At 70.8% G+C, this 22,778-nt stretch carries 19 protein-coding genes; 10 read left to right on the forward strand and 9 right to left on the reverse strand.

The genetic code is table 11. From position 1 onward, the window contains the following. The first annotated feature begins 74 nt into the window (after positions 1–74). From IM778_RS03525 to IM778_RS03545, 5 genes are all read left to right on the forward strand, one after another. Entirely contained in the window at positions 75–884 is an 810-nt protein-coding gene (locus IM778_RS03525) for a DUF2510 domain-containing protein (protein ID WP_194410710.1), read from the forward strand. Between the two features lie 3 nt (positions 885–887). Next, positions 888–1,682, forward strand: a complete 795-nt coding sequence (locus IM778_RS03530) for a sulfite exporter TauE/SafE family protein (RefSeq protein ID WP_194410711.1) — start codon at positions 888–890, stop codon at positions 1,680–1,682. 629 nt (positions 1,683–2,311) lie between these two features. Beyond that, complete coding sequence (locus tag IM778_RS03535) at positions 2,312–2,761, forward strand: FAS1-like dehydratase domain-containing protein (protein ID WP_194410712.1); 450 nt, start codon at positions 2,312–2,314, stop codon at positions 2,759–2,761. Further along, a complete protein-coding gene (locus IM778_RS03540) occupies positions 2,758–3,189 on the forward strand; it encodes a MaoC/PaaZ C-terminal domain-containing protein (RefSeq protein WP_194410713.1) in 432 nt (143 codons plus the stop codon). Before IM778_RS03535 ends, IM778_RS03540 begins: the two co-directional genes overlap by 4 nt. A 3-nt stretch (positions 3,190–3,192) precedes the next feature. Continuing rightward, complete coding sequence (locus tag IM778_RS03545; protein WP_194410714.1) at positions 3,193–4,329, forward strand: UDP-N-acetylmuramate dehydrogenase; 1,137 nt, start codon at positions 3,193–3,195, stop codon at positions 4,327–4,329. 226 nt (positions 4,330–4,555) lie between these two features. Here the strand turns inward: IM778_RS03545 and IM778_RS03550 are convergent, their stop codons facing one another. Continuing rightward, complete coding sequence (locus IM778_RS03550) at positions 4,556–5,794, reverse strand: pyridoxal phosphate-dependent aminotransferase (RefSeq protein ID WP_194410715.1); 1,239 nt, start codon at positions 5,792–5,794, stop codon at positions 4,556–4,558. Positions 5,795–5,966: 172 nt separating this feature from the next. Between IM778_RS03550 and IM778_RS03555 the strand changes: the two genes are divergently transcribed. Both IM778_RS03555 and IM778_RS03560 read left to right on the forward strand, forming a co-directional pair. Then, positions 5,967–6,293 carry a hypothetical protein gene (locus tag IM778_RS03555; RefSeq protein ID WP_194410716.1) on the forward strand — a complete coding sequence of 109 codons (327 nt, stop codon included), beginning with the start codon at positions 5,967–5,969 and terminating at the stop codon, positions 6,291–6,293. 18 nt (positions 6,294–6,311) lie between these two features. After that, positions 6,312–6,467: a response regulator transcription factor gene (locus IM778_RS03560; protein WP_337905419.1), complete on the forward strand. Its 156-nt coding sequence runs from the start codon at positions 6,312–6,314 to the stop codon at positions 6,465–6,467. Between the two features lie 66 nt (positions 6,468–6,533). On the opposite strand, the gene IM778_RS03565 is transcribed toward IM778_RS03560, so the two are convergent. Continuing rightward, entirely contained in the window at positions 6,534–8,129 is a 1,596-nt protein-coding gene (locus IM778_RS03565) for an isocitrate lyase (RefSeq protein ID WP_194410717.1), read from the reverse strand. A 40-nt stretch (positions 8,130–8,169) separates the two neighbouring features. Continuing rightward, complete coding sequence (gene aceB, locus IM778_RS03570; RefSeq protein WP_194411708.1) at positions 8,170–9,810, reverse strand: malate synthase A; 1,641 nt, start codon at positions 9,808–9,810, stop codon at positions 8,170–8,172. A 222-nt stretch (positions 9,811–10,032) separates the two neighbouring features. On the opposite strand from aceB, the gene IM778_RS03575 reads away from it, so the two are divergent. The 3 genes from IM778_RS03575 (at position 10,033) to IM778_RS03585 (ending at position 14,001) form a co-directional block, all read left to right on the forward strand. Then, positions 10,033–11,511 carry a helix-turn-helix transcriptional regulator gene (locus tag IM778_RS03575; protein ID WP_228484729.1) on the forward strand — a complete coding sequence of 493 codons (1,479 nt, stop codon included), beginning with the start codon at positions 10,033–10,035 and terminating at the stop codon, positions 11,509–11,511. 275 nt (positions 11,512–11,786) lie between these two features. Continuing rightward, entirely contained in the window at positions 11,787–13,343 is a 1,557-nt protein-coding gene (locus IM778_RS03580) for a glucoamylase family protein (RefSeq protein WP_194410718.1), read from the forward strand. A 37-nt stretch (positions 13,344–13,380) separates the two neighbouring features. After that, complete coding sequence (locus IM778_RS03585; RefSeq protein ID WP_194410719.1) at positions 13,381–14,001, forward strand: TetR/AcrR family transcriptional regulator; 621 nt, start codon at positions 13,381–13,383, stop codon at positions 13,999–14,001. 272 nt (positions 14,002–14,273) lie between these two features. Here IM778_RS03585 and IM778_RS03590 read toward each other — a convergent pair whose 3' ends face one another. The 6 genes from IM778_RS03590 to IM778_RS03615 form a co-directional block, all read right to left on the reverse strand. Beyond that, a complete protein-coding gene (locus IM778_RS03590; protein WP_194410720.1) occupies positions 14,274–15,428 on the reverse strand; it encodes a glycoside hydrolase family 1 protein in 1,155 nt (384 codons plus the stop codon). A 73-nt stretch (positions 15,429–15,501) separates the two neighbouring features. Then, the gene (locus IM778_RS03595) at positions 15,502–16,389 is read right to left on the reverse strand and encodes a carbohydrate ABC transporter permease (protein ID WP_194410721.1); all 888 of its coding nucleotides are present in this window, start codon (positions 16,387–16,389) and stop codon (positions 15,502–15,504) included. A gap of 1 nt (position 16,390) precedes the next feature. Further along, positions 16,391–17,251, reverse strand: coding sequence for a carbohydrate ABC transporter permease (locus IM778_RS03600; RefSeq protein ID WP_228484730.1), 861 nt, complete (start codon positions 17,249–17,251; stop codon positions 16,391–16,393). Positions 17,252–17,399: 148 nt separating this feature from the next. After that, entirely contained in the window at positions 17,400–18,704 is a 1,305-nt protein-coding gene (locus IM778_RS03605; RefSeq protein ID WP_194410723.1) for a sugar ABC transporter substrate-binding protein, read from the reverse strand. 995 nt (positions 18,705–19,699) lie between these two features. Further along, positions 19,700–21,091, reverse strand: coding sequence for an NAD(P)/FAD-dependent oxidoreductase (locus IM778_RS03610; protein ID WP_194410724.1), 1,392 nt, complete (start codon positions 21,089–21,091; stop codon positions 19,700–19,702). A 115-nt stretch (positions 21,092–21,206) separates the two neighbouring features. After that, entirely contained in the window at positions 21,207–22,751 is a 1,545-nt protein-coding gene (locus tag IM778_RS03615; RefSeq protein ID WP_228484731.1) for a PucR family transcriptional regulator, read from the reverse strand. Positions 22,752–22,778 lie beyond the last annotated feature (27 nt).

A 22,778-nucleotide genomic window follows, 5' to 3' on the forward strand; every position in this document is an offset into this window, starting at 1 on the left:
CTGCCAGTCACGACTCCGCCTGGGCAGCGTCTCAGGCGGAGTCGTGACACGCCCCGCAAGGATAGGGTTTGAGGATGACGACGACTCCTCCCGGTTGGTACGACGACGGCCACGGCGCGATGCGCTGGTGGGACGGCAGCCACTGGACGGAGCACGTCGCACAGCCCGACCCCGAGCCCTCGGCGGATGCGCCCACGGAAGCCGAGATCGTCGCCGCGTATCCTGCGCAGTCCGCCGACCCGGCGGGCGCCTACCCGCCGCATCCGGGCGACCCGGCGGGCGCCTACCCGCCGCATCCGGGCGACCCGGCGGCCTACATGGCCGCGCACCCGGGGTACGGCGCAGCGGGCTATCCGGGTGGCGGCTTCGCCGCCGCGACCGAGCCGCGTCGCACCTCGAAGCTCTGGATCCTCTGGCTCGTGCTCGGACTCGTGCTGCTCGGGATCGTGATCGCCGCCGCCGTGCTCATCCCGATCCTGCTGATGAGCGCTGCGACGTCGGGCGCCGGGGGCGCCGCCGGGTCCGACGACGAGCGCGCGGCGGTCGCCGCCGTCGAGCTGTACGACGACGCATGGCAGGATGCCGACTGCGAGGCCTTCGAGGCGTCGACGACCGACGACTTCCGCGCCTCGACCGGCATCGGCGACTGCGAGTCGTTCGTCGCCGAGGCGGAGCTGTTCGTCGAGTCCGTCGAGGACTACGAGGTGCGCGTCGACGACGTCGCGAGCGAGCAGGGCACGATCACGGTCACCACGACCGAGACCTATCTGACCGTGCTCGACGACACCGGCGAGCCGCTCGAGACGCCCGAGCCCATGTCGGCCGTCTACACCTACACCGTGGTCGCGGTCGAGGGCGAGTGGGCCATCGACGCGATCGGGTAGCGCGTGACAGAGCTCCACCCGCGCCAGCGCGGCGCTCGCTTCCTGCTGACGTGCGTGGGCATCGGGCTTCTCGCGGGAGTCCTCTCGGGTCTGTTCGGCGTCGGCGGGGGCACGGTGATCGTGCCGTTCCTGGTGCTGTTCCTGACCTTCAACCAGCGCCTCGCGGCGGGCACGTCGCTCGCGGCGATCGTGCCGACCGCCGCCGTCGGGGTGGTCTCGTACGCGCTGCATGACTCGGTCGCGTGGATCCCGGCCCTCCTACTCGCCGCGGGGGCCGTCGTCGGCGCGCAGATCGGCACCTGGATGCTGCCGCGCGTGCCGCTCACCGTGCTGCGCTGGGCGTTCGTCGGGTTCCTCGTGGCGGTCATCGTCAGTCTGTTCCTCGTCATCCCGTCGCGCGACGCCGAGCTCGCGCTCACGTGGCTGAGCGGCATCGGGCTCGTCGCTCTCGGCGTGGGTACCGGCATCCTGTCGGGTCTTATCGGCGTGGGCGGCGGGATCGTCGTCGTGCCCGCGCTCATGGTGCTGTTCGGCACGAGCGATCTCGTCGCCAAGGGCACATCGCTGCTCATGATGATCCCGACCGCGTTGTCGGGCACGATCGGCAACCTGCGTCGCGGCAACGTCGACCTCGTCGCCGCGGCGGTCGTCGGGGTCGCCGCATGCACGACGACCGCGCTCGGCGCGTGGGTCGCGACGCTCGTCGACCCGTTCGTGGCCAACCTCCTCTTCGCCGCGTACCTCGTCGTGATCGCCGTGCAGCTGGCGCTGCGCGCCCTCCACAGCCGCCGGGCCTGACTCCTGGTCCCGGCGTCCGTTCTCTGGCACGGCGTCCGGCGGCGCGGCGTCCGGCGGCGCGGCGTCCGGCGGCGCGGCGCCTTTCCCGTGGCTCCCGGGGCCTCGCGGCGCGGCGGCTGTTTCCTGGCACGGCGGCAGTTTCTTGGCGTGGCGCCAGTTCCCTGGCGTGGCGCCATATTCCTGACCCCGGCGGCGGGTCGTGGCGCCAGTTTCCTGATGTGGCGCCACAGATCTGGTGCGCCCCGGCAGGAAAGTGCAGCCGCGGCTGGAGCAGCGTCCCGGCCGCGGCCGAACTGGCGCGCCGGTGCACGAGTTCGGACCGGCGCGGCGGCAGTTCCCTGATGCGGCGGCAGTTTCCTGGCGTGGCGCCATATTCCTGACCCCGGCGACGGTCGTGGCGCCAGTTTCCTGATGTGGCGCCACAGATCGGGTGCGCCCCGGCAGGAAAGTGCAGCCGAGGCTGGAGCAGCGTCCCGACCGCAGCCCCGCCCCGCGCGCAGCGCACCGAGCCCGGACCGGCGGCGCCCGGCCGCAGCCCCGCCCCGCGCGCAGCGCACCGAGCCCTGGACCGGCGGCGCCCGGCCGCAGCCCCCGGCGGGCGTGCGGCACGTGCTCGGTAGGATGGCCTGGTGCCAGTGAACCCCGAGCTCGTCGGACGAGAGTTCCCGCCGACGCCCCCCTACCTCGTGGGTCGCGAGAAGGTGCGCGAGTTCGCGCGCGCCGTCTTCGCCGAAGACCCGCAGCACCTCGACCCGGCAGCCGCGCAGGCGCTCGGCTACGCCGACGTGGTGGCGCCGCCGACCTTCGCGATCGTCGTCACCGATGCCACGCTCCAGCAGTTGCTCGCCGAGCCCGACTCGGGCATCGTGCTGCAGAACGTGCTGCACGCCGAGCAGAAGTTCCGCTTCTCGCGTCCGATCGTGGCTGGCGACGAGCTCACGGCGAGGCTCGCGGTCACCGGCATCCGCGCCATGGGCGCCGCGGCGATGGTGACGAGCGAGTCCGAGATCACGGATGCCGCGGGCGAGCACGTCGTCACCACCACGTCCGTCCTGCTCGTGGGGGAGGGCGACGCATGACCGCCCCGTCAACCGGTCCCGTGGTGGGCGCGCTCGCCGTCGGCGATGTCGTCGCCGAGCGCACGGTTCATCTCACCCGGGAGTCCCTCGTGCGCTATGCCGGGGCATCCGGCGATTTCAATCCCATCCACTACCGTGACGACGTCGCCGCCGCCGTCGGCCTGCCCGGCGTGCTCGCGCACGGCATGCTGACGATGGGCCTCGCGGTCGGCACGATCGAGCCGTGGCTCGGTGACACCGGGCGCATCCTCGAGTATGGCGTGCGCTTCACTCGACCCGTCGTCGTCGCCGCCGAGACGGGCGCCGACGTCACCGTGGTCGCCAAGGTGGGCGCCGTCGACGACGATTCTGCGCGCATCGACCTGACCGTGTCGTACGAGGGTGCCACCGTGCTGGTCAAGGCGCAGGTGCGCGTGCGGACCGTCTGACGCATGCCCGATGTGACCCCTTTCCCGCTCGCGCGGCTGACCACGCTGCGCACCGGCGGCGCTCCGACCCGCATGGTCGAGGCCGAGTCGGCCGACGAGCTCGTCTCGGCGTTGCGAGACGTGTGGGCCGGCGGCGAGCCGTGGCTCGCGCTGGGCGGCGGATCGAACCTGTTCGTGGGCGACGAGCCTTTCGATGGCACCGTCGTGCGCATCCTCACGAAGGGCATCGAACGGATGCCGTCACCCGTGCCGGGTCGCGCACGGCTCAAAGTCCAGGCGGGCCATGACTGGGACGAGCTCGTCGCGTACGCGGTGGCCGAGGGTCTCGCCGGAATCGAGGCGATGTCGGGGATCCCCGGGACGGTCGGCGCCGCTCCCGTGCAGAACGTCGGCGCCTACGGGCAGGAGATCGTGCAGACCCTCGCCGAGGTCGAGCTCCTCGACGAGTCGACGGGCGAGGTCTCGACGGTGCCGGCCGCGGAGCTCGGGCTCGGGTTCCGCACGTCGGTGCTCAAGCACCACTACGGCTCCGCACCCTCCCGTCGCGCCGTGATCCTCACCGTGACGCTCGACCTCGCCGAGGTCGGCCACGGCGGCCGCCGCATCGCCGGAGACCAGCTGCGCACGGCGCTGCGGCTGCGGCCCGACGACGAGGTGTCGCTTGCGTGGGTGCGCGAGCGCATCCTCGAGATCCGGCGCAGCAAGGGCATGGTGCTCGACCCCGACGACCCCGACACGTACAGCGCCGGGTCGTTCTTCCAGAATGCGGTGGTCACGGCATCCTTCGCCCGGACGCTTCCCGACGAGTGCCCGCGATGGCCGGTCGCTCCCGACCTCGATCCTGTGCTGGTCATCCCGCTCGCCGCGTACGACGGCTATGTGCCGCCGCCCTCGGCGGGCGAGTCGGACGTCAAGGTGAGCGCCGGATGGCTCATCGAGCACTCCGGCCTGCGCAAGGGCTTCAAGCTGCCGCGTTCGCGTGCGGCGCTGTCGAGCAAGCACGCGCTCGCCCTGACGAATCGCGGCGACGCCACGGCGGGCGAGCTCGCCGAGCTCGCCCGGTTCATCCAAGGGCGCGTGCAGTCCGAGTTCGGCCTCATCCTGCAGCCCGAGCCCGTACTGGTGAACGTCGAACTCTAGGCGTTTCGTCTCGCTTCGCTCGCTCAACGACCGGGTGGGCCGGGCGGGGTGGTGGGCGTTTCGTCTCGCTTCGCTCGCTCAACGACCGGGTGGGCCGGGCGGGGTGGTGGGCGTTTCGTCTCGCTTCGCTCGCTCAACGACCGCAGGGCGTTTCGTCTCGCTTCGCTCGCTCAACGACCGACGGACCGGTCGTTGAGCGAGGAACGCAGCGACGAGACGAAACGCGTCAGCTCGCGAAGAGGCGCTGCAGGCGCTGCACGCCCTCCAGGAGCGCGTCGTCGCCGAGCGCGTACGAGAGCCGCAGGTAGCCCGAGGGGCCGAAGGCCTCGCCCGGAACGACCGCGACCTCGGCCTTGTCGAGGATGAGGTCGGCGAGCTCCAGCGTCGTCGTCGGCGTGACCCCCGCCCACTCGCGGCCGAGGAGGCCGCGCACGTCGGGGTACGCGTAGAACGCGCCGAGCGGCGTCGGCACCGTGACACCGTCGATCTTCGAGAGCTCGCTCACGATCACGCGGCGCCGGCGGTCGAAGGCCTGGCGCATCTGCTCGGCCTCGTCCTGCGGGCCGTTCAGCGCCGCCACCGCCGCGCGCTGCGCGACGTTGTTGACGTTCGAGCAGAGGTGGGACTGCAGGTTGCCGGCGAGCTTGATCGCATCCTTCGGGCCGACCATCCAGCCCAGGCGCCAGCCGGTCATCGCGTAGGTCTTCGCGACGCCGTTGACGAGGATCGTCTGGGCCGCGGCATCCGGAACCGCCTCGACGATCGAGACGGCCTTGACGGGCGTGTCGGAGCCTTCGGGCGCGTAGACGAGGTTCTGGTAGATCTCGTCGGTGATGATCCAGATGCCGTGCTCGACGGCCCACTCGCCGATCGCACGGGTCTCGTCGGGCGTGTAGACCGAGCCGGTCGGGTTCGACGGCGACACGAACACGAGCGCCGTCGTCTTGTCCGTGCGCGCGGACTCGAGCTGCTCGACGGTCACCTTGTAGTCCTGGTCGGCTCCCGCGAAGACCTCGACCGGGATGCCGTCGGCCAGGGCGATCGCCTCGGGATAGGTCGTCCAGTACGGGGCGGGCAGCAGCACCTCGTCGCCGGGGTTCACCACGGCCTGGAACGCCTGGTACACGGCCTGCTTGCCGCCGTTGGTCACGATGATCTGGGACGGGTCCACCTCGAGGCCGGAGTCGCGGAGCGTCTTCGCGGCGATCGCCTCGCGCAGCACCGCTAGCCCCGCCGCCGGCGTGTAGCGGAAGTTCGCCGGGTCGCGCAGCGCCTCGGCCGCGGCATCGACGACGAACTGCGGGGTCGCGAAGTCGGGCTCGCCCGCCGCATACGAGATGACGGGACGGCCGGCGGCCTGCAGCGACTTCGCCTTGGCGTCGACCTTGAGGGTCGCCGACTCGGCGATGGCGCTGAGCTTGACGGAGAGCCTGGGCTTGCGGGAGAGCGGTGCGCGTTCGGTCACGCTTCGAGCGTAGTCGGCCGCGTCGCGGCGGTCAGCCGCCGATCCGGCGCCTGTGGACCGAGAGCTGTGCGCGATGCGCGCGGCACGCGACGGAACGTCCGAGCAGACGCGGCGAGGGTCCGTGCGAACGCCGGGCTTCCGGCCGGCCGACGCCGACGGTAGCCTGTGCCACGTGGATGCATGGATCTGGGGTGCCGTGGTCTTCGCGATCGTCCTCGTCTTCGCCGGCGGGGTCGCGTGGTGGCTCGCGCGCGGCTGCGTGCTGACCATGATCGGAGCCACCGGCGCGATCGTCGGCGGCGTCGTCTCGCTCATCAGCCTCGCCGTGCTGATCGATCCCGAGGCGGGGCTGCGCTCCGCGGCGATCCTCACCATCGGCTCGGGGATCTGGCTGCTCGCGTGGGCACTCGTGGGCGGCATCCGCGGGCAGCGCCTGCTCCGCACCGAGGAGCAGGCCGCCGCCCGCCCGGCGCCGCTGCCCGAGCATGCCGGCATCTGACGCCGAGGCATCGACCGAATGGGGGATGCCTGCGACACGCAGATCGCCGTCGGGCTCGGCATCGGTGAGTCGACGGTGAAGACGTACCTACGGAAGGTCCTCGAGAAGCTGGGCGCCGCCGACCGCACGCGGGCCGTCACGCTCGCGATGGAGCGCGGACTCCTTCCAGGATGAGACGACGGATGCCCCGGACCGGCGTCGTGCGCGGGTCCGAGGCATCCGTCATGCCCGATGCGGGAATCAGGTGAACTGGTTCATGGTGTTGTGCTGACCGCCGGCCTTGAGGGCCGCGTCACCGGCGAAGTACTCCTTGTGGGTGTCGCCGATGTCGCTCCCCGCCATGTTCTGGTGCTTCACGGTGGCGATCCCCTCGCGGATCTCGCGACGCTGGACGCCCTGGACGTAGGCGAGCATGCCCTCGTCGCCGAAGTACCCCTTGGCGAGGTCGTCGGTCGACAGCGCCGCCGTGTGGTAGGTCGGGAGGGTGATGAGGTGGTGGAAGATCCCGGCGCGGGCGGATCCGTCGCGCTGGAACGAGCGGATCTTCTCGTCGGCCAGCCGCCCGAGCTCCGTGTCGTCGTACTGGGCGCTCATCAGCTCGCCGCGGTCGTAGCCCGAGACATCCCTGCCCTCCTCCACGAGCAGGTCGTACGCCTGCTGGCGGAAGTTGAGCGTCCAGTTGAAGGACGGGCTGTTGTTGTAGACGAGCTTCGCGTTCGGGATCACCTCGCGGATGCGGTCCACCATCCCCGCGATCTGCTCCACGTGCGGCTTCTCGGTCTCGATCCACAGCAGGTCGGCACCGTTCTGCAGAGACGTGATGCAGTCCAGCACCACCCGGTCCTCGCCCGTGCCGGGCCGGAACTGGTACAGGTTGCTGGCCAGGCGCTTCGGGCGCAGCAGCCTGCCTTCGCGGCGGATGATCACGTCGCCGTCGCTCAGCTCGTCCTCGGTGATCTCTTCGACATCGAGGAACGAGTTGTACTGGTCGCCGAGGTCGCCGGGGCGCTGCGAGACGGCGAGCTTCTGCGTGAGCCCGGCACCGAGCGAGTCGGTGCGGGCGACGATGATCCCGTTGTCGATCCCGAGCTCGAGGAACGCGTAGCGGACCGCGTTGAGCTTGGCGATGAAGTCCTCATGCGGAACGGTGACCTTGCCGTCCTGATGCCCGCACTGCTTCTCGTCCGAGACCTGGTTCTCGATCTGGATGGCGCACGCGCCGGCCTCGATCATCTTCCTGGCGAGGAGGTACGTCGCCTCGGGGTTGCCGAAGCCGGCGTCGATGTCGGCGATGATCGGCACCACGTGGGTCTCGTGGTTGTCGATCTGCGACTGGAGGAACTCGACCGCGGTCTCGTCGCCCGCCCGGCGTGCCTCGTCGAGCTGAGTGAAGAGCAGGTCGAGCTCGCGGGCATCGGCCTGACGGAGGAACGTGTACAGCTCCTCGATGAGCGCGGGCACGGAGGTCTTCTCGTGCATCGACTGGTCGGGGAGGGGACCGAACTCCGAGCGGAGCGCGGCGACCATCCAGCCCGACAGGTAGAGGTACCGCTTGTTCGTGCTCTTGAGGTGCTTCTTGATCGAGATCAGCTTCTGCTGCCCGATGAAGCCGTGCCACACGCCGAGCGACTGGGTGTACAGCGACGAGTCGGCGTCGTACTCCGCCATGTCGCGCCGCATGATGTCGGCGGTGTACTGGGCGATCTCCAGCCCGGTCCGGAACCGGTTCTGCGCCCGCATGCGGGCGACGTGCTCGGGGTCGATGGCGTCCCAGCTCGGGCCGTGCTGCTGCGTGAGCGCCTCGATGGCGTGGATGTCGTCTTGGTAGGCGGTCATTTCGTGTCCTCTGCGGTGATGGTGGTGATGTCGGGGACTGTCATTCGGTCTCGGTGAGGAAGCGGGAGTAGGCCGGCAGCGTGAGGAAGGCCGGGAAGTCCTGCCCCAGCGCGACCTCGCGGAAGATGCCCGCCGCATCGTCGAAGCGGTCGCCGTCGCGGCGCTCCACCTCGCCGAGTACCTGGGTGATCAGCCCCTCCACGTATTCGCGCGTGATCGGGGTGCCGTCCTCGGTGGTGCGGTCCTGGTGGATCCACTGCCACACCTGGCTGCGGCTGATCTCGGCGGTCGCGGCATCCTCCATGAGGTTGTCGATCGCGACGGCGCCCTGGCCTCGCAGCCACGCCTCGAGGTAGCGGATCGCGACCGACACGTTGGCGTGCACGCCTGCCGCCGTGATGGGGCGGCCGATGTGGACGTCGATCAGGTCGGCCGGCGTCACCTCGACGTCGGGACGCTGACGGTCGAGTTGGTTCGGGCGGTCGCCCAGCACCGCGTCGAACTCGGCACGCGCCACCGGGATCAGGTCGGGGTGCGCCACCCACGTGCCGTCGAAGCCGTCGCCGGCCTCGCGCTTCTTGTCGGCGGCGACCTTCTCGAACGCCCGCTCGGTCACCTCGGGGTCACGACGGTTCGGGATGAACGCGCTCATGCCGCCGATCGCGAAGGCCCCGCGCTTGTGGCACGTCTTCACCAGCAGCTCCGTGTACGAGCGCATGAACGGCACGGTCATCGTGACCTCGCTGCGGTCGGGCAGCACGAACCGTGCGCCGCGGCCGCGGTAGTTCTTGATGATCGAGAAGATGTAGTCCCAGCGGCCGGCGTTCAGGCCCGCGCAGTGGTCGCGCAGCTCGAACAGGATCTCCTCCATCTCGAACGCTGCGGGAAGCGTCTCGATGAGCACCGTCGCGCGGATCGTGCCGTGCGGGATGCCGAGGGAGCGCTCGCTGAACGTGAAGATGTCGTCCCACAGCTTCGCCTCTTCGCTCGACTCGAGCTTGGCGATGTAGAAGTAGGGACCGCGGCCGTTCGCGATCAGCTGCTTCGCGTTGTGGAAGAAGTACAGCCCGAAGTCCACGAGCGACCCGGACGCCGCCATCGTGCGGCCGGTGCGGTCGGTGAAGCGGATGTGGTTCTCGGTGAGGTGCCACCCGCGCGGGCGCATCACGATCGTGGGCGTGTGCTCGGCGGTCACCGCGTAGCTCTTGCCTTCGGGGCTGGTGAAGGTCAGCTCGCCCCGGATCGCGTCCCGGAGGCTCAGCTGGCCCTCGATGACGTTCTTCCAGGTGGGGCTGGTGGCGTCCTCCTGGTCGGCCAGCCACACCTTCGCGCCGGAGTTCAGCGCGTTGATCGTCATCTTGGGGTCGGTCGGGCCCGTGATCTCGACGCGGCGGTCCTCGAGGCCGGGGCCGGCGCCGGCGACACGCCACTCGGCGTCCTCGCGGATGTGCCGGGTGTCGTCGCGGAACTGCGGGTCGTGACCGTTGCCGATCTCGAACCGGCGGCGCATGCGGTCGGCGAGCCGGTCGTGGCGCCGGGCGCCGAACCGGTGGTGCAGCTCGGTGAGGAACGCGAGCGCCTCCGGCGTCAGGATCTCGTCGTAGCGGGGGCCGAGGCGCCCGGCGATCTCGATCCCGGGCTCGTGGGTCTGGGTGGGGATGGGCCCCGTGCGCGTACGCATCGGAGTCGCAGTCGCAGGTGTCATGTCCGTGTCCTGTCTGTGAAGTGCTGTCGTGGGGATGCCGCGACCCGGCGGTGTCGGCCGGGCGAGGCATCCGTGATCCGTGTCCTGGCGGATCGGTGGGAGCCCGTAAGACCACTGTGCGGTGAAGTTCAAGGTCGTTCATGACGAATCCGGGTGTGAAGTTTTCGATTATTTCTGCTTTCGTGACAGAATCGGGCCATGACGACCACGTTGACCCGTGATGCGGCCGCAGAACTCCCGGACGATGAAGGAGTGGACCCGCTCACGATCGGCCGCCGCATCCGGCAGCTGCGCACCGACCGCGGCATGACGCTCGAAGAGCTCGCCGCCGCCGTCGACCGCGCGCCCAGTCAGCTCTCGATGATCGAGAACGGCCGGCGCGAGCCGAAGCTCACCCTGCTGCAGGCGATCGCCCGTGCCCTCGGCTCCTCCATCGACGCGATCCTCGAGTCCGAGCCGCTCGACGAGCGCGCGACGCTCGAGATCGCGCTCGAGCGGGCCATGCGGGGCCAGACGTTCCAGGCGCTCGGCATCCCGCCGTTCCGCATCGGCAAGACGGTGCCGAACGAGGCGCTGAAGGCGATGCTCGCGCTGCAGGGCGAGATCGAGCGCCTGCGCGACGAGCGAGCGGCCACGCCGGAGGAGGCGCGTCGGGCCAACGTCGCGCTGCGCCGGCTCATGCGCACCCAGAACAACTACTTCGAAGAGCTCGAGCAGCGGGCGCGCGCCCTGCTGGAGGCCGTCGATCACCCCGGTGGCCCGCTCACCCAGCGGACGGCCTCCGACATCGCCGCGCACCTGGGCTTCACGCTGCACTACGTGCCCGACCTGCCGCAGACGACGCGCTCGGTCGCCGACATCAAGAACGGGCGTCTCTATCTTTCGAGCCGGCTCTCGGCGAAGGGGGATCCGCGCACGGCGGTGCTGCAGGCGCTGTCGAGCCGGATCCTCGGGCACCGTGAGCCGACGTCGTACGCGGAGTTCCTGCGCCAGCGGGTCGAGACGAACTACCTCACCGGCGCGCTGCTGATCCCCGAGGCGCACGCCGTGCCGTTCCTGCAGGAGGCGAAGAAGGACCGCGCCATCTCGATCGAGGACCTCCGCGACGCCTACTCCGTCTCGTACGAGACCGCCGCGCACCGGTTCACCAACCTCGCGACCGTGCACCTCGGCATCCCGGTGCACTTCTTGAAGGTGCACGAGTCGGGGACGATCACGAAGGCGTACGAGAACGACGACGTCAACTTCCCGACCGACCGCCTCGGCGCCATCGAGGGGCAGATGTGCTGCCGGCGCTGGACCTCGCGCGTGGTCTTCGACGTGGACGACCACTTCAACCCCTACTACCAGTACACCGACACCGGCAACGGCACGTACTGGTGCACGGCCCGCGTCGAGCTCTCGAGCGAGGGCGCGCACTCGGTGTCGGTCGGGGTGCGGTTCGACGACACCAAGTGGTTCCTCGGGCGCGACACGCCCAACCGCGGTGTCTCGAAGCACTCCGTCGAGGTGTGCTGCCGGCGCGCGCCGGCCGACCTCGAGGCGGCGTGGCGCGAGCACTCGTGGCCGAACGTGCGCACTCCGCGGACGCTGCTGGCGACCCTGCCCACGGGGGCCTTCCCCGGCGTCGACACCACCGACGTCTACGAGTTCCTCCAGGCCCACGCGCCGCGCTGACCCGACGCCCGGGCAGCTGCGGGATCCGCTCTCGGTCCTCATGCCGAGAACAGGTGATCTGACGTAGGCAGGACCTTTTCGGTGCGGATCGTCCTGCGTTCGCCAGATCACCTGTTCCGGGCGACGGATGCCGCGACCCGCGGCATCCGCGTGGGAACCCCGTGAGAACCGGGTGAGAGAGTGGTGCCGCATCTTCACGCTAATACCTTTCGTGTGTAAGGTTTTGCGCACCGACGGTTCCGCCCGGCGGAGCCGCTTTCGACGAGGAGAGCGCGATGAAGCGATGGGTGAGCACGCTGGCGGTCGCAGGACTGGTCGCCGCGGGACTGGCGCTGGCAGGTCCGAGCGCAGCGAGCGCCGGCGCAAAGCCGGGCGACGATCTGCTCGAGCGGTGGGCGCACGACACGTGGGCTTCGCTCGACGCGATGACCGACGAGAACACGGGACTGCCCTCCGACAACATCACCGGCGACCTGAGCACGATCGGCGCGTACACGTCGCCGACCAACATCGGCGGCTACCTCTGGTCGACGGTCACGGCGCGCGACCTCGGCATCATCTCGGCCGACGACGCGCGCGAGCGCATGGCGACGACGCTCGCGACGCTCGGCACGCTCGAGCGCAACGACGCCAGCGGCATGTTCTACAACTGGTACGACCCGGCCACGGGAGCCAAGCTCACGACATGGCCCGATTCGGGCGACCCGGTCCACCCGTTCCTCAGCACGGTCGACAACGGCTGGCTCGCCTCAGGGCTGCGCATCGTGCGCGAGGCCGAGCCCGCGCTCGCCGAACAGGCCGACGCGCTGTACGACTCGATGGACTTCTCGGCCTTCTTCAACCCCGAAGGCGCGCCCGGGCTGCCGGCGGGCACCAACCGCGGAGGGTTCTGGGAGGTGCCGCCGCCGGACTGCAGCACCGCCGCCCCGATGTACAACGGCTCGGGCGAGACGGCGTACTACACGTGCCACCACTACGACACGACGGTGAGCGAGAGCCGCATCGCGACCTACCTCGGCATCGCGAACGGCCAGATCCCGCCGACCGCGCTCTCGGGCACCCACCGCACGATGCCGCCCGGCTGCGACTGGGACTGGCAGGAGCAGCTGCCCAGCGGCCAGTACCGCACGTACGACGGATTCCAGGTGTGGGAAGGCGTGTACTCGTACGCCGGCATGTCGTTCGTGCCGGCGTGGGGCGGCAGCATGTTCGAGGCGCTCATGCCCGACCTGCTCGTACCCGAGGCGAAGTGGGGTCCTCGTTCGTGGCGGCTGAACCACCCCATCACCGTCGCCGTCCACGAGCACCACGGCCTCGAAGACGCGGGGTACGGGTACTGGGGCTTCTCGCCCGCCAGCAACCCGTTCGGCGGGTACTCCGAGTACGGCGTCGACATCGCGGGCATGCGCTCCGACGGCTACTTCTCGGATGCCGAGCACACCGATGTCGACATCGATCACCCCGGCTGCAGCACGGGAACGAACCCCGACCCGGAGTACGGCGACGGCGTCGTGACACCGCACGCCGCGTTCCTGGCGCTGCCCTACGACCGTGAGGGCGCGATCGACAACCTGCGCCTCATCGAGACCGAGCTCGGCGCGTACGGTCCGGGCGGCTTCTACGACTCGGTCGCCGTGCGCAGCGGCACCGTCGCGGAGCGGTACCTGTCGCTCGACCAGTCCATGATCATGGCGGCCATCGGCAACGAGCTGACCGGCGATACGCTGAAGGACTACTTCGTCGATCGCGACATGGAGAAGCTCCTTCGCCCCGCGATGCGGCAACAGGTGTTCGGATCGTCGTGGGGCGGTTCCGGGCAGTCCGACCGCTGAGCCGCACCCGGCCCGGCGGGCAGGGACGGGAGGAATCGTGAGCGCAGAACAGGAGTCCGCGCCGGCGACGGCCCGGCGCCCGCGGGGCAGTTATGCCAAGGGGCAGGCCCGACGGCAGGCGATCGTCGACGAGGCCCTCGCGGTGTTCTCGCGCACCGGGTTCCACAGCGGGTCGCTGCGCGAGATCGCCAAGCGCGTGGGCCTCACACCGGCGGGCCTCATGCATCACTTCGCCGGCAAGGAGGAGCTGTTCGCCGAGGTGCTCCGGCAGCGCGACGAGAAGGTGCGGGAAGCCGCCGGCGACCCGGCGGAGCACACGCTCGTCCAGCAGGCCGAGAAGGTCGTCGCCTACAACCAGTCGTCGCGCGGCCTGACCTCGCTGTACGCGATCGTCTCCGCGGAGGCGACGGATTCGGAGCATCCGTCGCATCACGACTTCGCCGAGCGCTACCGGTCGAGCGCCGCGGCCGGCGAGCAGCTGCTGCGCGCCGCCCAGGAGGCGGGAGAGGTGCGCGCCGACCTCGACCCCGCTCTCGCCGCGCGCCTCATCAGCGCCGTGATGGACGGCATCCAGCTGCAATGGCTGCTCGACGAGTCGGTCGACATGGTGCCGCTGTTCGAGGAGTTCGTGCGCGGGTACCTGCGCACGAGCGACTGAGCCGGGGCGTTTCGTCTCGCTTCGCTCGCTCAACGACCGGGGGCGGCGGGTTGAGCCGGGGCGTTTCGTCTCGCTTCGCTCGCTCAACGACCGGGGGCGAGGGATTGAGCGGGGGCGTTTCGTCTCGCTTCGCTCGCTCAACGACCGGGGGCGGCGGGTTGAGCGGGGGCGTTTCGTCTCGCTTCGCTCGCTCAACGACCGGGGGCGAGGGATTGAGCGGGGGCGTTTCGTCTCGCTTCGCTCGCTCAACGACCGGGGGCGGCGGCCCTGCGTCAGGCGAGCGCGTTCGCCCGAGCCACGCGGCCGAGCCAGTCGAGGCTCGGCTTCGGATGCCGCTCGAAGGTCTCGGGATCCCAGCCGATGAGACCGAAGGTCGGGCGGAAGCTGCCCCACTCGTAGTTGTCGAGGGCGCTCCAGTGCAGATAGCCCCGGACCTCGATCCCGTCCCGGAGGCAGTCGAGGACCGCCTCAAGCGCCCCCGTGGTGTAGTCGATGCGGCGTTCGTCGTCGGCGGTCGCGATGCCGTTCTCGGTGACGTACACGGGTGCCTTGGCGCGGCGCCACGCATTCCGGACGCCCTCGCCGACCGCCGGCGGGTAGTACTCCCAGCCCGTGAGCGTGCGTTCGGCGTCGTCGGGGATCGGCAGGGGGCCCGCGGCGCCGATCCTCGTGCGCGTGTACGCCTGCACGCCGATCCAGTCGTCCCCCTCGGCGGCATCGAGGAACACGTCCTCGCGCGATGCGCCGTACTCCGCGGCGACCGCCTCGGCCCCGGGCTCCGGCTGGTACGCCTGCGTCGCCACTGACCACCCGGCGTGCGCGCCGACCGATCGCACCAGGTCGACGGCCGCGCGATGCGCGGCGATGAGCCGGTCCGTGACGTCCGGCACGCCCGGCGGCAGCCCGACCGAAGGGAAGCCGACCTCCGGATCGGCGAGGACCGACACCATGTTCGGCTCGTTGATGGTGCAGACGAGATCGACGCCGTCGAGCAGGGGAAGGACGCCCTCGACGTAGCGCCGGAACGCGTCGACCGAGGCATCCGTCAGCCATCCGCCGTCGCGTGCGAACCACACCGGGTTCGTGAAGTGGTGCAGCGTGATCACCGGCTGCAGACGCAGGTCCCGCGCCGTGCCGATCATGCGCCGGTAGTGGTCCAGCGCGGCCCGCGAGAACCACCCCTTCTCGGGCTCGATGCGCGCCCATTCGATGCTGAAGCGGTAGGCGCCGAGGCCCGCATTCGCCAGCAGCGCCATGTCTTCGGGGTACCGGTGGTAGCTGTCGGCGGCGTCACCCGAGGGCGACTCGACCGGCGGACCGGCGAGATGCCCCCACTCGCGCTGCCACCAGTCCGAGTTGACGTTTCCGCCCTCGATCTGGTGCGCGGCGGTCGACGCGCCCCACAGGAAGCCTTCGGGGAACTTCATCGTGACGATGGTCCTTTCGTTGTCGAGTCGACGGATGCCGAGGCATCCGTCGGCGCCTGCGTCGAGGCTGTGATCACTTGATGCCGGTGAGCGCGATGCCCTGCACGAAGTAGCGCTGCAGCAGCACGAAGACCGCGAGCACGGGCACCACGACCACGACGGCGCCCGCCATCATGAGGCCGTAGCGGGCGGCGTTCTGGCCGACCGAGTACAGCGCGAGCGCGACGGGCAGGGTGTACATGTCTTCGGTGGTGGCCACCACGAGCGGCCACAGGAAGTTGTTCCAGCTGCCGAGGAACGTGAGGATCGTGAGGGTTGCGACGGCCGGTCCGCACATCGGCATGATGACGCGCAGGAAGATGCGCCACTCGCTCGCGCCGTCGATGCGCGCCGCCTCGATCAGCTCGTCGGGCAGCCCGAGCATGAACTGCCGCATCAGGAAGACACCGATCGGGGCGATGAGGAAGGGCAGGATCAGCCCCGGGTACGAGTTCACCAGCCCCAGGTTCGCCGTCAGCACGAACAGCGGCACGAAGGTGACGACGCCCGGCACCATGAGCGTGGCCAGCACGAGCGTGAACAGCAGCTTCTTGCCGCGGAACTCGAGCTTTGCCAGCGCGTAGCCGACCATCGAGCAGAACACGATGTTGCCGAGCGTCACGAAGACCGCCACGACGATGCTGTTGACGAAGAAGGTCGTGAAGTCCAGCCGGCCGAACAGCGTCTCGTAGTTCTCGACCGTGGGGTCGCGGGGCAGGAACTCGGTCGGGTACTGCCGGATCTCGGCATCCGTCTTGAACGACCCGAGGATCATCCACACGAAGGGCATGACCATCGCGACGAGCCCGAGGAACAGCACGACGTAGAGCCACCAGCGGGTCTTCTCGCGGCGGCGACGGCGACGGGGAGCCGGTTCGGGCGCCGCGTGCGACGCGGTCGAGGCGGGGGCGACGGTGGCCATGTCAGTCCTTCCTTCCGAGGAAGCGGAACTGGATGAGCGAGAGGATGACGATCGCGAGGAAGAGCACGTAGCTCGCGGCCGACGCGTACGCGTAGTTGCCGAAGCCGAACTGCTGGTACGTGTACATCGCGGTCGAGAGCGTCGCGTCGAGAGGACCGCCGCGCGTCATCACGAACGGCTCCTCGAAGAACTGCAGGAAGCCGATGCCGGTGATGACCGCCGCGAACAGCAGCGCGGGGCGCATCGCGGGGATCGTGATGTTCCAGAACCGCTGCCACGCGTTCGCGCCGTCGACCATGGCGGCCTCGTGGTGCTCGCGCGGCACCCCCTGCAGTGCTGCCAGGAAGATCACCATGAGCGTCCCGATGTTGCGCCAGACCGCCATCATGATGAGCGACGGAAGCGCCCACGTCGTCGACTGCAGCCAGTCCGGCCCCTGGATGCCGAACAGGCTCAGGAAGCCGTTGAGCAGTCCGTCGGGCTGGAGGATGAACCGCCACACGATCGCGATGGCGACGATGCTCGTGACCACCGGTGCGTAGTAGCCGACACGGAACACCGTGCGGAACCGGCGGATGCCCTTGTCGAGCGCGAGCGCCACGACCAGCGCCAGGCCCATCGTGAGCGGGACGGCGACGATCACGAACGTGAAGGTGTTCGCCAGCGACCGCACGAACCGCGGGTCCTGGAAGAGCCGCGCGTAGTTGTCGAGCCCGACGATGTTCACCTGGAACGGCGTCTGCAGGTCGCGCGTGGTCATGTCGGTGAAGCTCATCCCGAGCGAGGCCACGATCGGTCCCGCCATGAACACCACGAACAGCACCACGAACGGCAGCGCGAACATCCACGCCGTGAGGGTCATGTGCCGGCTCCGCCGCGAGGCGCGCGCCCGAGGGGCGGGGCCGCGCGGCGGAGCCGGGGTCGCGAGAGCCGGGCCCACGCGCCGCGAGGCTCCGCGCGACGCGCCCGCGGCGGGTGGAGAAGGCGTGGGGATCATGGGATGCGGGCTCCTACTGCCCGGTGCCGATCGACGTCGCCTGCTGCTGGATCGTGGCGATCGCATCGGCGGGCGTGGTCTCGCCGCGGGTCGCCTTCTCGAGCTCCTGGTCGATCACCGCCGACACCTGTGCCCACGTGGGGATCGCCGGCGGGGCCTTGGAGTCCTGCAACTGCTCGCCGAACACGCTGAGGTAGGGGTCCTCCGCGAAGGTCGGGTCGTCCCACGCGGCCTCCACGCTCGGGAGGTCGGTCGAGATGTCGTACCACGCGATCTGCGTCTCGGGCTGGCTCAGCCACCGCACGAACTTCCACGACGCATCGCGGTTGTCGGTGTCTTCGAAGACCGCGAGGTTGCCACCGCCGGTGAAGCTCGTGCGACTGTCGGCGCCGGGCACCATGGCCACGCCGAACTGGTCGGCGAACTCCTCGCCGCCCTGGTCGAGCAGCAGGCCCACGTGGAACGGGCCGCTGTAGAACGCGCCGACCTCGCCGTTGATGAACGCCTGTTCGATCTCGCCGCCCTCCAGGCGCCGCGGCTCGGCGATGCCCTCCTCGAAGAAGCTGGTGTAGAACGCGAACGCCTCTTCCCACTCGGGGGTGTCGAAGGTGAACTCGGTGCCGTCCTCGTTCAGGATGTCGCCGCCCTGCTGCCACGCGAGCGGCGTGACGTACTGCCACGAGTCGAAGCCGCCCGGCGGGAGCGAGACGCCCCACTGCGCGCCGGCCGACTGCAGCGCCTGCGTGAACGCGGTGTACTCGTCCCACGTGGCCGGCGGCTCGACGCCCGCCTGCTCGGCGAGGTCGGTGCGGTAGTAGAGCACGCGCGTGTCGACGTACCACGGCACTCCGTACGCGACGCCGTCGACGACGGTGGTGTCCCACGAGCCCTCGAAGAACGACGACTCGTCGACGAGCCCTTCGGGTGTCGGCTCGAATGCGCCGGTGGCGGCGAACTCGCCCACCCAGGTCGTGCCGAGCATCGTGACATCGGGGGTCTCGCCGCCCGCGATCGCGGTGGCGATGCGGTCGTGGGCGCTCTCCCACGGCACGGCGGTCACCTCGATCGTGACGTCGGGGTTCTCCTCCTCGAACTGGGCTGCCAGCTCGTCGAGCACCTCGCCCTCGTTGCCCATCGCCCACACCTGGATGGTGCCGGTCGCCGGGGAGTCGTCGATCGCCTCTCCGCCGCCGCCACCGTCGTCGCCACCCCCGCCGCCGTCCGTGCGGCCGCATCCGGCGAGCACCAATGCGCCGATGAGCGCGGTGGCTCCCGCCGCCGCCCACCGGGAAGTCCTGCGTGCACCTGATCGTGTCATCGGTCTGACGCCTCCTTCGGTCGTCGCCGCACCCGTGCGGCGTCCTTGCCTCGGCTGTGCCGGCGCGATGCTGCGCCGTGTCACGAATGTACGCCTAAAACCTTACAGGTGAAAGGTATTAGGGATGAGAAAGGGCTCATGATGCGCAGGATGCCGCGACCCGTGGCGTCGAGGAATGCCCTGGCGACGGCATCCGTCGCGTGCTAGCCGGCGTGCCGACGCCCGCGCATCTGGCGAGAACAGGTGATCTCGCGGATGCAGGACGTTTCGGTGCGGAATCGTCCTGCGTCCGCGAGATGTCCTGATCTCGTGGGGGGATGCCGCGACCCGTCGCGTCGGGGTGTGCCCTGGTAACGGCATCCGTCGCGTGCTAGCCGGCGTGCCGACGCCCGCGCGTGTCGCGGGAACAGGTGTGGCGGGAACAGGTGATCTGGCGGATGCAGGACGTTTCGGTGCGGAATCGTCCTGCGTCCGCGAGATGTCCTGATCTCGTGGGGGGATGCCGCGACCCGTCGCGTCGGGGTGTGCCCTGGTAACGGCATCCGTCGCGTGCTAGCCGGCGTGCCGACGCCCGCGCATGTCGCGGGAACAGGTGTGGCGGGAACAGGTGATCTGGCGGATGCAGGACGTTTCGGTGCGGAATCGTCCTGCGTCCGCGAGATGTCCTGATCTCGTGGGGGGATGCCGCGACCCGTCGCGTCGGGGTGTGCCCTGGTAACGGCATCCGTCGCGTGCTAGCCGGCGTGCCGACGCCCGCGCATGTGGCGGGAACAGGTGTGGCGAGAACAGGTGATCTGGCGGATGCAGGACGTTTCGGTGCGGAATCGTCCTGCGTCCGCGAGATGTCCTGATCTCGTGGGGGCCTGTGCCGGACGCCGGACGCCGGATGCCGGTGCCCGGTGCCGGATGCCGGTGCCGGGTGCCGGGTGCCCGGTACCCGGAGCCCGGTGCCGGACGCCGGACGCCGGAGTCGCGCGGCGGCGGGGACCGCAGCGTCAGTGGCGTCCGGCGACGACGTCGGCGATGTGCGCGGGCCAGGCGGTGCGGGGGGTCGAGCCCGAGGCCTCGAGGCGGTCGGCCAGGCGGTACGCGGTGTAGATGGCGTTGACGGCCACCCACCGCAGCGGCTCCGGCTCCCACTTCTTGGCGCGGTGGCCGACCCACGGCAGCCGCGTGAGGTCGGTGTCGTGACCGAGCACGAGGTCGGCGAGGGTCCGGCCGGCGAGGTTCGTCGCGGTGACGCCGGTTCCGACGTATCCGCCGGCCCAGCCGAGACCCGTGGCGCGGTCGTGGCCGACGGTCGCAGCCCAGTCGCGGGGCACCCCCAGCACGCCGGCCCAGGCGTGCGCGATCGGCACGGCCGAGGCGCCCGGGAAGAACTCGCGCAGCACCGCGGTGAGCGAGCGGATCGTGCGCTGCTGCGTCGTGCCGTCGGTGTCGACGCGCGAGCCGTAGCGGTACGGCACTCCGCGTCCGCCGAACGCGATGCGGTCGTCGGCGGTGCGCTGCGCGTACATGTACACGTGGGCGAAGTCGCCGAGCGTCTCACGGCCGTCCCAGCCCACGCCCTCCCAGAACGACGCCGGCAGCGGCTCGGTGACGACCATCGACGAGTTCATCGGCAGCCACGTGCGGTGCTCTCCGGCGAGGTCGGCGGTGAAGCCCTCGGTCGCGCGCAGCACGTGCGTCGCGCGCACCGTTCCGCGGTCGGTGACAGCCCGGCCGGGCGCGATCTCGCGCACGCGCGTCTGCTCGTGGATCGTCACGCCGAGCCGCTCGACAGCCTCCGCGAGACCGCGCACCAGCTTGGCGGGGTGCACGCGCGCGCAGTGCGGATGCCACGCCCCGCCGAGCACGCCGTCGATGCGGATCCGGGATGCCGCGGCCGCGGCATCCAGCCACTCCAGGTCGGTGTGGGGCCACTCCCGCTCGCCCTCGTACGCGGCGCGCAACCGTGCGAGCTGGGCCGGCGTGCGGGCGACGCCGAACTCGCCGCCTTTGACGATGTCGGCGTCGATGCCCTCGCGCTGGGCCGCGGCGATGACCTCGTCGACGGTCTCGTTGAGGGCGCGCTGCTGGGCAATCGCGGCGTCGCGGCCGTGGGACTCCGCGTACCGCTCACGCCCCCCGGTGACCGTGTTGGTGAGCCAGCCGCCGTTGCGCCCGGATGCTCCGAACCCGGCGAACCGCTGCTCGAGCACGACGACCCGCAGGCCGGGCTGCGCCCGCTTGAGGTAGTACGCCGTCCACAGGCCGGTGTACCCGGCGCCCACGATCGCGACGTCGGCGTCGAGGTCGCCCGGCAAGGGGGCGCGCGCCTGCGGCGTGCCCCCGAGGTCCCGCCACCACCACGACACGTCCCCGTTGGGCACTCCGGTCTCGCTCATGCGCCCATCCTGCCGCGTCGCGGCGGTACGGCATCCCGGCGATCTGTCGCGAAGCCGAGCTCGCGTCGGCGGATCCGTCGCGCGAGGGTCGACCCGCGGCCCGCTCTCGCGGTGCTCAGTCCTCGAGGGCGCGCAGCGCCGCCCAGAGCTCCGCGCGCGTGGCGAACGACGCGAGCTCGCGGCCGAGCACGCGCTCGACGAGGGCGAGCCGCGTGCGCACCGTGTGGCGGTGGACGCCGAGGGCGCGGGCGGATGCCTCGTGCGAGCAGTCTTCGTCGAGCCACACCCGGAGCGTCTCGACGAGGCTCGTGCCGTGAGCGGTGTCGTGCTCCGACAGCGGGGCGAGCTCGGCGCGGGCGAGCGCTCGTGCGTCGTCGGAGAGCGCCGAGAGCACGCCGCTGGCCGACACCTCGGCGAACTTGGTGATCGGGCCGGCGCCGCGGTCGCGCGCCACGCGCGCCTCGCTCAACGCGGCGGCGAAGCCGTCGTAGCCCGTCGGGTTCGAGAGGCCCACGCGGACGTCGAAGCGCTCCACCAGCTCCCGGACGGCCGTGCCGTCGCCGGCGGGCGACACCAGCACCAGCCCGTCGTCGCCCCGGCCGAAGAACAGGCCACCCCGGTTTTCTTCGGCGCGGAGTTCGAGAAGCTCGGCGATGCCCTCGACGCGTGCGGCCGCGGCATCCGTCAGTCCCACGACGATCGGCGGGGAGGGCAACGGCCCCCACAGGTCGCGCGAGGTGCGGCGCGCCAGGGCGGGGTCGCCCGAGAGCAGCGACTGCACGAGGCCCGCACGAAGCGCGCCGCGTGCCCGGCTGAGCCCCTGCTGCTGCTCGAGCGCGAGACCGGCCATCCCGATGACGGCGGTGACGACGACGCGGCCCTCCTGGTCGAGGTCGCCCGCCGCGATCGCGATGACACCGCGCAGGCGCCCGCCGCGTCCGAGGGTCTGCAGGGTGAACGGGGTGTCGCCGATCCGCAGCGACGATCCGGCCCGTGCGCCGCGGTGCAGCACGCCGGTGACCTCGCGCTGCAGGTCGGCGGCGGTGCCGGCGTCGAGTCCGCCCGCGGGGTGCTCGCGCGAGAGCTCGCCGGCGGCGTCGAACATGCCCACCCACGTGTCGAGCTGCTTCGCGAGCTCGGCGACGGTCGCTCCGAGTCCGTCCGGCCGCAGCGCGGCGAGTGCGATCGCCCGCTGCGCCGCGAGCGCCCAGCTCCGGCGGGCGTAGGCCTCGGCCGCGATCGCCTCGGCGTTGGCGCGCGCGACGGCGATGAACGGCGTGCGGTAGGGAACCTCGAACAGCGGCATCCGCTCGTCGCGGCACGCGTCCGCGAGCGCCGGGGGCATGCCGGGGCGCGCCACCTCGGTGCCGAAGCCGAGGCCGACGACGCCCCGCGCGGCCAGCCGGTGCACGTACGCGCGGTAGGGCTCAGGGTCGTCGGCGCCGGCGTCCTCGGGGCGCGGGAACTGCGTGCCGGTCGTCAGCAGCACGAGACCCTCCGACAGGAAGGGCGTCGGGTCCGACAGGTCGGAGCTGTGCACCCAGCGGATCGAGCGATCGAGCGCTCCGGGCTCGAGCGATCGCGTGTCGGCGAGCGTCAGGCCCAGGTCTCGACGCGCGAGCAGCGCCCGCAGCGTCGGGGCATCGGCGGCGGTGTCCATCGTCCTCCGAGTGTACGGGTCGTATAG

Source organism: Microbacterium cremeum, assembly GCF_015277855.1.
Lineage (GTDB): Bacteria > Actinomycetota > Actinomycetes > Actinomycetales > Microbacteriaceae > Microbacterium > Microbacterium cremeum.

Excerpts from the sequence above, each read along its gene's own strand:
- IM778_RS03525 (WP_194410710.1), top strand. The coding sequence starts at position 75 with ATGACGACGACTCCTCCCGGTTGGTACGACGACGGCCACGGCGCGATG.
- IM778_RS03540 (WP_194410713.1), top strand. The coding sequence starts at position 2,758 with ATGACCGCCCCGTCAACCGGTCCCGTGGTGGGCGCGCTCGCCGTCGGC.
- IM778_RS03545 (WP_194410714.1), top strand. The coding sequence starts at position 3,193 with ATGCCCGATGTGACCCCTTTCCCGCTCGCGCGGCTGACCACGCTGCGC.
- IM778_RS03560 (WP_337905419.1), top strand. The coding sequence starts at position 6,312 with ATGGGGGATGCCTGCGACACGCAGATCGCCGTCGGGCTCGGCATCGGT.
- IM778_RS03565 (WP_194410717.1), bottom strand. The coding sequence starts at position 8,129 with ATGACCGCCTACCAAGACGACATCCACGCCATCGAGGCGCTCACGCAG.
- aceB (WP_194411708.1), bottom strand. The coding sequence starts at position 9,810 with ATGCGTACGCGCACGGGGCCCATCCCCACCCAGACCCACGAGCCCGGG.
- IM778_RS03575 (WP_228484729.1), top strand. The coding sequence starts at position 10,033 with ATGACGACCACGTTGACCCGTGATGCGGCCGCAGAACTCCCGGACGAT.
- IM778_RS03580 (WP_194410718.1), top strand. The coding sequence starts at position 11,787 with ATGAAGCGATGGGTGAGCACGCTGGCGGTCGCAGGACTGGTCGCCGCG.
- IM778_RS03590 (WP_194410720.1), bottom strand. The coding sequence starts at position 15,428 with ATGAAGTTCCCCGAAGGCTTCCTGTGGGGCGCGTCGACCGCCGCGCAC.
- IM778_RS03595 (WP_194410721.1), bottom strand. The coding sequence starts at position 16,389 with ATGGCCACCGTCGCCCCCGCCTCGACCGCGTCGCACGCGGCGCCCGAA.
- IM778_RS03600 (WP_228484730.1), bottom strand. The coding sequence starts at position 17,251 with ATGACCCTCACGGCGTGGATGTTCGCGCTGCCGTTCGTGGTGCTGTTC.
- IM778_RS03605 (WP_194410723.1), bottom strand. The coding sequence starts at position 18,704 with ATGACACGATCAGGTGCACGCAGGACTTCCCGGTGGGCGGCGGCGGGA.
- IM778_RS03610 (WP_194410724.1), bottom strand. The coding sequence starts at position 21,091 with ATGAGCGAGACCGGAGTGCCCAACGGGGACGTGTCGTGGTGGTGGCGG.
- IM778_RS03615 (WP_228484731.1), bottom strand. The coding sequence starts at position 22,751 with ATGGACACCGCCGCCGATGCCCCGACGCTGCGGGCGCTGCTCGCGCGT.